We start from the raw sequence: 8,745 nt of genomic DNA, 5'->3' as shown, positions 1-8,745 counted from the left end.
CTCCCCCCGGTCCAATCCCCCGTGCCCCCCGCCGCGGCTCTCCCGCCCCCCCCGGCCCGTGCGGGGTTGGCCCCCCCCCCGCGCGGGGGCCGCCGGGGCGCCCACCGCCGGATCGCCGGCCCGGCCGTCCAGCAGCGCCTCGAACAGCGCGCCGCGTCGGGAGGCCTCATGATGCTGCAGTTCGAGGGTCCGGAGCCGGTACGCATCCGCCATCGCGGACGAGAACCGGTCGATCGTCTCCCATACCGCACCCGCCATGTCCCCCACCAGACGCTGCTGTGCGGGCGGCCGGTCACGCATCCAGTCGGCCATGGCCTGCCACAGCACCCGTCCACCCCGGCGGTACGCCTGCAGCACCGTGGCCAGCGGCATCTCCTGCTCGGCGCGCAGCCGTCCGTTCTCGGCGGCGACGGCCTCGAACTGGTCGCCGCTGAGCGCCAGTCCGCCGAACTCGCGCAGCGCCAGCTGCATGTTGCCGCGCAGGGTGAGCGCCAGATCCTCGTGGGTGACGGGCCGACCGCTGGCGTACCGGGCGCTGTGGGCGCAGATATCGGACTTGAGGTCGGCGATGAGCCAGTCGATGTCGTCGAGCAGCGTCGAGGCCAGCTCGCGTCGTAGCGCCGACTCTTCGTTCATGGCGGCAGGATAGGCACCTGCACTCCACGGGCGGAAGAGCCGCGTGCCGATGCCCAGGTGACGGCGGTGCGTGTTGGGCATCGGCACATGCCGGATGTGCGGTGCGGTCAGTCGACGGCTGCGGCGATCCGGACGGTTATATCCGCCTCGTCCTGTCGAACGGTCCGATTCAGGACGACGGCCAGTGCGATCCCGAGAAGCCCCGCGGCGACGACGAAGGCGAACGGGGCGCGTGAACTGCCCGTACGGTCCTCGATGATGCCGAAGACGACGGGCCCGAAGAAGCCTCCGAGCAAGCCGATCGTGTTGATGAAGGCGAGTCCCACGGCAGCCATGAGGCCCGACATACGGGACATCGCCACCGACCAGAACAGGGGCAGCGTACCCATCAGGAAGAAATTGCCGACGAACAGCGTGGCGAACTGCACGGCCACGCCCGACGCCAGCGCATAGCCGGTCATGGTCATGGTCCCGGCGACCGCGCAGAGCACGATCAGGCGGGTGTCCTTGCCGGTCCGCACCTGCAGCCAGGGGAAGAACAGGACGCCCGCGAGCATGGGCACGCCCATGCTGCCCGCCACGAGACCCACGGCGAGGGAGTCCGTGATGCCGAAGCCCTCCACGATCGACGGCAGGTTGAAACCGACCGCGGAGGACATGAGCTGGTTCACGAAGTAGGTGGCTGCCAGCAAGAGGACGATCGGACGCGCGAAGGCCGCCTTGAGGTTCCCGCGGAGTCGGTGCGGGGAGGCTTGAGCTCCGGCGGCGGCACGCTCGGACAGGACAGCGGCCTGCCCCGGGGAGAGCCAGCCGGCGTCGTGCGGGCGGCTCGGAAGCGCGAACCAGACGTACACGCCGATCGCGACGGTCACCAGGCCCTCGATCATGAACATCCACTGCCAGCCCTCGAGCCCGCCCGCACCGTCTAGCCGCATCAGCCCACCGCCGGCCGGCGCCCCCAGAATCGTCGCGAGCGCGGGCGCGGTATAGATGAGCCCGACCACGGACACCCGGTGCCGCTGGGAGAACCAGAGCGTGACCGTGTACATCAGGGCCGGGTACAGCCCTGCTTCGGCGGCGCCCAGGGCGAAGCGCAGCGCGTAGAAGGAGCTCTCGCCCTGGACGAACATCATCGCCGCCGAGACCAGCCCCCAGCTCACCGCGATGCGTGCGATCCACACGCGGGCGCCCACGCGGTGAAGCACCATGTTGCTGGGTATCTCCAGGAACGCGTAGCTGACGAAGAACACCCCGGCGCCGAGTCCGTACGCAGCCGCGCCGACGCCGATGTCGGCCTCCAACTGCGTCTTGGCCAGCGCGATGTTCGTCCGATCCACGTACGACATGAAGTACGCAAGGCCGAGGATCGAGAGCAGCCGCCGCATCGCCGTACGAGTTGCGGCCGCGTGTACCGCATCGGATTCAGTGAGCATCACGATCCTTCCCGCCGCACACAGGTGCGCGGCAGGGTTGCCAAGAGGGGAGAGCCCACCCACGCATCGCTGCGCATGCGCAGGTGCGGGGGAGCCGCTGATGGGTGTTCAGCATCGATTACGGCCGGCGGGCCCGGCCATGTGCAGACGCCCACCATGCGCGGCAGGGAACTGGGCACCGGCACGGATCGTGCCGGACTCCCCCCGCCGCCTTGGCGATCACCTCCTGGATCTCGTGTTCGACGATCGGTTCGGTCAGGCAGTGCCGCCGTCGGAACGCTGGTCGAGCGGGCAGCTCGTGAGCAAGGTCGTGGCGTCCGCGGCAGCCGGGCGCTTGACGGCGTGGCTCGCCGGAGGACGGCCCTTGCCGCCCAGCCACTTCTCCAACGCCTCGAAGGCGGACCGGTGGCACGGGACCATCGGGCGGAGCTTGTCGGGGAAGGCGTCGACCAGGGAGTCGGTGTGGGTGCCGTCCTCGATGCGGTAGTAGCGCAGCAGCGCGCCCCGCCCGGCCTGGCGCACCATGCGGGCGTAGACGTCGGAGTCCTTGCTGATCGGCAACAGCATGTCGAGGGTGCCCTGCAGGGTGATCAGCGGCTTGCCGATGCGGCCGGTCAGGGCGATGCGGTCGACGGCTCGGTGGACCGCGGCCGGTCGGGCGGCGTAGTCGTAGTCGGTGTCGCAGTCCGGGGTGCCCGAGGCGCAGTACGGGGTGCCCGCCTCGGCCGCTCCGTCGAAGCCGGGGTCCAGTTCCTCGCGGTAGATGCGCTGGGTCAGGTCCCAGTAGACCTGGTGGTGGTACGGCCACAGGAACTCCGACCCCGCCGGATATCCGGCATCGTGCAGGGCGTTCCGGGCTTCCTCCGCTCCGGGGCCGCCGGCCGCGTACACCGGATAGGCACGCAGCGCGGGCGGGAGGAAGGTGAAGAGGTTGGGGCCCTCGGAGCGCCACAGCGTGCCCTCCCAGTCCACTCCCCCGTCGTACAGCTCGGGATGGTTCTCCAGCTGCCAGCGCACCAGATAGCCGCCGTTGGACATGCCGGTGGCCACCGTGCGGGCGGGCGGGCGGTGGTAGCGCTCGGTGACGACGGCGCGGGCGGCGCGCGTGAGCTGGGTCAGCCGCGTGTTCCATTCGGCTATGGCGTCACCGGGGCGGGTGCCGTCGCGGTAGAAGGACAGGCCGGTGTTCCCCTTGTCCGTCGCGGCGAAGGCGTAGCCGCGGGAGAGCATCCAGTCGGAGATCGCGCGGTCGTTGGCGTACTGCTCGCGGTTGCCCGGTGTTCCGGAGACCACCAGGCCGCCGTTCCAGTGGTCGGGGAGACGGATGACGAACTGCGCGTCGTGGTTCCAGCCGTGGTTGGTGTTGGTGGTCGACGTGTCGGGGAAGTAGCCGTCGATCTGGATCCCGGGGACGCCGCTCGGTGTGGGCAGGTCCTTGGGGGTGAGGCCCGCGTAGTCGGCGGGGTCGGTGTGGCCCGATGCCGCGGTTCCCGCAGTGGTCAACTCCTCCAGGCAGTCGGCCTGTTGGCGGACCGCGCCCGGTACGTGCAGCACGGCGCGGCCGGCACAGTGGCCGGCCGGCGTGCCGTGCACGCCGGCAGCGGGCGCCGCCACGGCCGAGGCGACGACGAGCGAGCAGGCGCCCGCGAGCGACAGGGCCCCGAGCACGGCTCGCCGCCCGGGCCGTCTGCGGGGTGGGGTGGATTCCGTACGGGGTGCGAGCATCCGATGCCTCCAAGGCGATGGTTGGACAGGCCGGAGGTTAGGTGTGCGGTCGGCGTACGGGACATGTGTGGGGGCGCCACGGTGACGGCCCCGACGAGGGCCCTTGACACCATGGCGGGCCGATTCGCCCCGATGGGTTCCAGGGGCTCGGGCTCCATGTGGTCCGCGACCAGCCCGGCCGCTCCGGGCATGGCGTGCGGCACCATGTCCCGCGGTCGACCCGCTGCCTACCGTGACGTGCATGAACACCACCCGCACCCCCGAGGGCGACGCCGCCCGCCACGTCGGTCCCTCCGCGTCCGGACCCACGGCCCGGTTTCTCGCCGGTCGGACCGCCCTGGTGACCGGCGCGGCGGGCGGCATCGGACGCGCCTGCGCCGTCGCACTCGCCGATGCCGGGGCTCATGTGTACGTCGTCGACGTGGCGAAGAAGGCCGCCGACCAGGTGGCCCAGGAGACCGGCGGCACGGCCTGCGTCAGCGACCTGTCCGACCCTTCGGCCATCGACCTGCTCCCCTCCGCCGTCGACATCGTCGTGAACAACGCCGGACTCCAGCACGTCGCGCCGCTGCACGAGTTCCCGCCGGACCGCTTCGCCCTCATCCAGAAGGTCATGGTCGAGGCCCCGTTCCGCATCATCCGCCGCACCCTGCCCCACATGTACGCCCAGGGGTGGGGCCGTATCGTCAACCTCTCCTCCGTGCACGGGCTGCGCGCCTCGGCGTTCAAGGGCGCCTATGTCGCCGCCAAGCACGCGATGGAGGGCCTGAGCAAGGTTGCGGCTCTGGAGGGCGCCCCCCACGGCGTCACGTCGAACTGCGTGAACCCCGGATACGTCCGCACGCCCATGGTCGAGGCGCAGGTCGCCGACCAGGCCCGCTCCCACGGCATTGCGGAGTCGGAAGTGCTGGAGAAGATCATGCTGGAGCGCAGTGCCATCAAGCGCCTCATCGAGCCGGCGGAGGTCGCCGCAGCGGTGCTGTGGCTGTGTTCGGAGAACGCCGGTTTCGTCACCGGTGCCTCGCTGCCGCTGGACGGCGGCTGGACCGCTCACTGACCTCCCTCTCCCCCCGCCCATCGTCTCCGAGGTCCTCCCATGTCACAGCTCACCGCCCGCTCCACCGCAGCTCTCGGACATCTGGTGGAACTGCTGGCCACCGACGCCTCCGCCGAGGAGTACACCGCGGTGGCCGCACATGCCCGCGCCGACGGCGTCGGCGAACAGGATCTACGGGACATCGACCGGGCGGTCTCCACCGCGCTCGGTGTCCGGCAGGTGCTGCGCCGGCAGCGCCGCCGTGAAGCAGAACTCACCGCGCTGTTCGACACCGCCGGCGACCTGGCGGCCCTTCGCGATCTCGACGCCGTACTGCACTCGATCGTGCGGCGGGCCCGAACCCTGCTGGGCACGGACACCGCGTATCTCACGCTGGTGGACGAGGCGACGAAGGACACCTTCATGCGGGTCACCGACGGCTCGGTCTCCCTCGCCTTCCAGCAGCTCAGGCTCCAGATGGGCGAGGGCCTGGGTGGCCTGGTGGCGCAGACGAGACGCCCGTACGCCTCCCCCGACTACCGTACGGACGAGCGTTTCCAGCACACCCAGACCATCGACCACGGTGTGCTGGACGAGGGGCTCGTCGCGATCCTCGGCGTGCCGCTGATCCTCGGGCCCGGCCGGGCCGGTGACCGGAACGTCATCGGCGTGCTGTTCGCGTCCGACCGCAGCCCGCGCAGCTTCTCCCCCGATGAGGTGGCCCTGCTCAGCTCGCTGGCCGCTCACGCCGCCATCGCCATCGACACGGCCAAGGCACTCGCCGAAGCCAAGGCCGCGGCGCGGGAGTTGACGGAGGCCAATGCCGTCATCCAGGCACACGCGGTGTCGACGCAGCGCGCCGCGGAAGCGCACGACCGGCTCACCGACCTGGTGCTGCGCGGCTCGGAGGTGTCCGAAGTCGCCGAGGCCGTGGCCGAGTTCCTCGGTGGCCGCCTGACCATCTTCGACCCTCGCGGGGACGTGCTCGCCCAGGCGGGTGGCGACAGGCAGGCCCCGACGCCGGATCCCGTGGCGCTCCTGAGCGCTGTCACGCGTTCGCGGACCGAGGGCCGCTCGGTCCCGCACGGGGCGTGCTGGTACAGCGCCGTGCTGGCCGGGCAGGAACTGCTCGGCAGCCTCGCCTTGCACGGACGACCGGACCTGGACGGCCCCGACCGCCGCTTGTTCGAACGCGCCGGGACGATCACCGCTCTGCTCCTGCTGCTGCGCCGCACCGTCGCGGAGACGGAGAACCGCGTACGCGGCGAACTGCTCACCGACCTCCTGGACGGAGCGGGACGCGACCCCGCGCTGCTCGCCGAGCGCGGCCACCGGCTCGGAGTCGACCTGAACCGCCCGCACCTGGTACTGGTCGCCGAGGCCGGGACGGAGTCGAACGACAAGCTGACCGCCGGCGCCCAGCAGTACCTCTTCGGCCGCGAAGGACTGTGCTGCGAGTACGAGCAGCGCGCGGTCATGCTGATTCCCGGTGACGGAACCGCGCCCGGCCAGGCCGCCCGGGCCGCCGCCGACCACCTCTCCCAGGGGCTCGGCGTCCCCGTCAGCGTCGTCGCCGCCGGCCCTTGCGAGGGTCCGGCGGCGCTGCCGGGCTTCTACACCGAAGGACGGCGTTGTCTCAGCGCCATGCAGGTGCTCGGCCTGACCGGCGACGGGGCCTGCGCGGCGGACCTCGGCTTCCTCGGGGTCCTCCTGGGCAAGGAACAGGACACGGACAGCTTCGTCAGCCGGGTCCTGGGGCCTGTCCTGGACTGGGACGAGCGCAGAGGAACCGAGCTGGTGAGGACGCTGCAGGCGTACTTCGCCGTCGCGGGCAGCCATATCCGCGCCAAGGACCTGCTGCACGTGCACGTCAACACCGTGGTGCAGCGCATCGAGCGGATCGCGGCGCTCCTGGGGCGGGACTGGGAGAGCCCCGAACGCGCCCTGGAGATCCAGCTGGCGCTGCGGATCTACCTCGTGTCGCAGGCGGGCCGGCGCGGAACGGGTCCGCGAGTGCTCCAGGGCGGGCCCGTGATCAGAGGGCTGTGACTCCGGCCGGAACGCGCAGTTCGGGCACGGTGGCCGCCTGTACGTCGTCGAAGCCGACGCCTGGGGCGAGTTCGGCCAGGACGAGCCCTTCGGGCGTCACGTCGATGACGGCGAGGTCGGTGATGATGCGGTGCACCACGCCCCGCCCGGTCGCGGGCAGGGAGAGCTCGTCGACGATCTTCGGGGTGCCGTCCTTCGCGGTGTGTTCCATGACGACGATCAGGCGGCGGGCGCCGTGGACCAGGTCCATGGCCCCTCCCATGCCCTTGACCATCTTTCCGGGGATCATCCAGTTCGCCAGATCACCGCCGGCCGAGACCTGCATGGCACCCAGCACGGAGACGTCGATGCGCCCGGCACGGATCATCCCGAAGGAGAAAGCGGAGTCGAAGTACGCCGATCCCTGCTGCAGGGTGACCGTCTCCTTGCCCGCGTTGATCAGGTCCGGGTCCTCCGCACCGTCCACCGGGTAGGGGCCGACGCCCAGGATGCCGTTCTCGGAGTGGAGTACGACGTGGATGCCGTCGGGGAGGTGGCCGGGGATCAGGGTGGGGAGGCCGATGCCCAGATTGACGTACTGGCCGTCGCGCAGTTCACGGGCGGCGCGTGCGGCGAGCTGATCGCGGTCGAGTGCCATGGGTCATGCCTCCTGGGCGGCGGGCCGGACGGCGGGTCGGACGGTGCGGCGCTCGATGCGCTTGTCGGTGGGGTCCGCGGCGACGATCCGGTCCACGTACACACCGGGCAGGTGTACGGCACCTGGGTCCAACTCCCCTGGCTCCACAATGCGTTCGGCTTCGACCAGGGTGATCCGGCCCGCCATCGCCGCCAGGGGGTTGAAGTTGCGGGCGGCGCTGCGGAAGACGCAGTTGCCGTGCCGGTCCGCGACCTCTGCCCGCACCAGCGCGAAGTCGGCCGTGATCGACTCCTCCAGCAGATACCTCCGGCCGCCGAACTCCCTTGTCTCCTTGGGCGGGGAGGCCACGGCGACATCGCCGCCGGCTGCGTACAGCCACGGCAGACCGCCCTCCTCGACCTGGGTTCCGACGCCTGCCGGAGTGAAGAAGGCCGGGATGCCGCTGCCGCCGGCGCGCAGCCGCTCGGCGAGAGTGCCTTGCGGCGTGAGCTCCACCTCCAGTTCACCGGAGAGGTACTGCCGTGCGAACTCCTTGTTCTCGCCCACGTACGACGACGTCATCCGGGCGATCCGGCCGGCCCGCAGCAGCAGGCCGAGCCCCCAGTCGTCCACACCGCAGTTGTTGGACACCACCCGCAGCCCGGATGTCCGGGTCCGGGCCAGCGCGGCGATCAGCGTCGACGGGATCCCGCACAGTCCGAACCCTCCGACCGCGAGCGAAGCCCCGTCCGGGATGTCGACCACGGCGTCCGCGACCGAATCCACCACCTTGTCCATCTTGCCTCTCCGTTTCCCTGGGGTCTGGTGGCTTCCACCTTCGCCGCGGGAGGAGCTGACGGGTATGTAGCCCGCCACTACGGTCCGGGCGACAGGTGTAGGAGCCACCGCCCACTCGGGAGAGGCTTTCGCGGATGTAGGACTGACAGCCCAGAACAAGGCCGGGGACCCGCCCACCAGGCACGGGGGCGGGTTCCTCGCCCTGCGGGTCAGCTCTGGGGCCGGCTGCCGTGGTTCGCTGCGTGCTTGCGGCGGGCCCTCTTCTTGCGACGTCGTTTCGAGGACATGTCTCATCCTTTCTCGTGACGCACCCCCTGATCGGAACCCATGATTCCATCCACTGGCGTCCCGCACGACTCGGCGCTCACGCCCCGGCGGGAGAAGGGATCCGGACCCGACCCTTGATGTTCGCTCCGGTCCCGACGGACAGTTGTACGCCACAGACAGGAGCG

Annotated in this window: 6 protein-coding genes and 1 pseudogene; 2 read left to right on the top strand and 5 right to left on the bottom strand. The window is 70.9% G+C overall.

Annotated features, from left to right (window positions below):
- The 3 genes and pseudogenes from AB0H78_RS21270 to AB0H78_RS21260 all read right to left on the bottom strand — a co-directional run.
- A pseudogene (locus tag AB0H78_RS21270) lies at nt 1–636 on the bottom strand (hypothetical protein); the annotation flags it as partial.
- A 107-nt stretch (nt 637–743) separates the two neighbouring features.
- The gene (locus AB0H78_RS21265) at nt 744–2,069 is read right to left on the bottom strand and encodes an MFS transporter (RefSeq protein ID WP_363236052.1); all 1,326 of its coding nucleotides are present in this window, start codon (nt 2,067–2,069) and stop codon (nt 744–746) included.
- A gap of 255 nt (nt 2,070–2,324) precedes the next feature.
- A complete protein-coding gene (locus AB0H78_RS21260; RefSeq protein ID WP_363236051.1) occupies nt 2,325–3,794 on the bottom strand; it encodes a tannase/feruloyl esterase family alpha/beta hydrolase in 1,470 nt (489 codons plus the stop codon).
- Between the two features lie 241 nt (nt 3,795–4,035).
- Between AB0H78_RS21260 and AB0H78_RS21255 the strand changes: the two genes are divergently transcribed.
- Nucleotides 4,036–4,851: a 3-hydroxybutyrate dehydrogenase gene (locus AB0H78_RS21255; protein WP_363236050.1), complete on the top strand. Its 816-nt coding sequence runs from the start codon at nt 4,036–4,038 to the stop codon at nt 4,849–4,851.
- 39 nt (nt 4,852–4,890) lie between these two features.
- On the top strand, nt 4,891–6,879 hold the full coding sequence (locus AB0H78_RS21250) for a GAF domain-containing protein (protein ID WP_363236048.1): 1,989 nt from the start codon (nt 4,891–4,893) through the stop codon (nt 6,877–6,879).
- On the opposite strand, the gene AB0H78_RS21245 is transcribed toward AB0H78_RS21250, so the two are convergent.
- The gene (locus AB0H78_RS21245) at nt 6,866–7,516 is read right to left on the bottom strand and encodes a 3-oxoacid CoA-transferase subunit B (RefSeq protein ID WP_363236047.1); all 651 of its coding nucleotides are present in this window, start codon (nt 7,514–7,516) and stop codon (nt 6,866–6,868) included. The two genes, AB0H78_RS21250 and AB0H78_RS21245, sit on opposite strands and share 14 nt — an antisense overlap.
- Before the next feature lie 3 nt (nt 7,517–7,519).
- The gene (locus tag AB0H78_RS21240) at nt 7,520–8,293 is read right to left on the bottom strand and encodes a CoA transferase subunit A (protein WP_363236046.1); all 774 of its coding nucleotides are present in this window, start codon (nt 8,291–8,293) and stop codon (nt 7,520–7,522) included.
- Between the last annotated feature and the right edge of the window lie 452 nt (nt 8,294–8,745).

The sequence above is a fragment of the Streptomyces sp. NPDC050738 genome, from assembly GCF_040654175.1.
Taxonomy (GTDB): domain Bacteria; phylum Actinomycetota; class Actinomycetes; order Streptomycetales; family Streptomycetaceae; genus Streptomyces.
The sequence above is the reverse complement of the archived record's forward strand: the minus strand, read 5'-3'. Positions and strand labels throughout refer to the sequence as shown.

What these genes read in the sequence shown, in the direction of transcription:
- AB0H78_RS21265 (WP_363236052.1), bottom strand. Translation starts at nt 2,069, where the DNA reads ATGCTCACTGAATCCGATGCGGTACACGCGGCCGCAACTCGTACGGCG.
- AB0H78_RS21260 (WP_363236051.1), bottom strand. Translation starts at nt 3,794, where the DNA reads ATGCTCGCACCCCGTACGGAATCCACCCCACCCCGCAGACGGCCCGGG.
- AB0H78_RS21255 (WP_363236050.1), top strand. Translation starts at nt 4,036, where the DNA reads ATGAACACCACCCGCACCCCCGAGGGCGACGCCGCCCGCCACGTCGGT.
- AB0H78_RS21250 (WP_363236048.1), top strand. Translation starts at nt 4,891, where the DNA reads ATGTCACAGCTCACCGCCCGCTCCACCGCAGCTCTCGGACATCTGGTG.
- AB0H78_RS21245 (WP_363236047.1), bottom strand. Translation starts at nt 7,516, where the DNA reads ATGGCACTCGACCGCGATCAGCTCGCCGCACGCGCCGCCCGTGAACTG.
- AB0H78_RS21240 (WP_363236046.1), bottom strand. Translation starts at nt 8,293, where the DNA reads ATGGACAAGGTGGTGGATTCGGTCGCGGACGCCGTGGTCGACATCCCG.